This is a genomic window from Streptococcus parasanguinis (genome assembly GCF_001578955.1).
Classification (GTDB): domain Bacteria; phylum Bacillota; class Bacilli; order Lactobacillales; family Streptococcaceae; genus Streptococcus; species Streptococcus parasanguinis_U.
In genome coordinates this window covers 1-442 of sequence record NZ_KQ969731.1, presented here as the reverse complement: position 1 = coordinate 442, position 442 = coordinate 1, and the positions used below count along the sequence as shown (strand labels likewise).

At 34.4% G+C, this 442-nt stretch carries 1 pseudogene; it reads right to left on the bottom strand.

The features are described from left to right. Positions 1-90: 90 nt before the first annotated feature. Positions 91-442, bottom strand: a pseudogene (locus SPADD19_RS11000) (type IV secretory system conjugative DNA transfer family protein); the annotation flags it as partial.

Sequence of the window (442 nt, the reverse complement as noted above, 5' to 3'; positions counted from 1 at the left end):
TTACTTAAAAAAAGAATATAAAAAAAGTTTTTCAACTTGACGAAATAGATTTTAATTTATTAAGAGATAAATGTAAAGAAGTAATTAAATTTAATTGGAATATTTAAAAAAGCCTATATCATAGGCTTTTTTAAATATTTCTAACTCATTAAATCCATGATTGTATAAATCACAAACATAGAATTTCATTGGCTGATTAGTTAGTCCGTCGCAAGTATAGAACCCTCTGAAATCTTCAACGTTTCCAGCCGTTGCAACTTCTCCAAATGCTATTCGTTGAATGTCAGAGTTTGCAGATCCAAGGAGAACCTTGGAAGCAAACTGCTGACGTATTCTCTGCGGGAGCGTATCAGTTGACGGGTCTTGCGTACTAGCAATAACAGAAACACCGACGGAGCGCCCTCTTTGAATGATAGCCGATAAGTCAGCCACAAACTTTTTA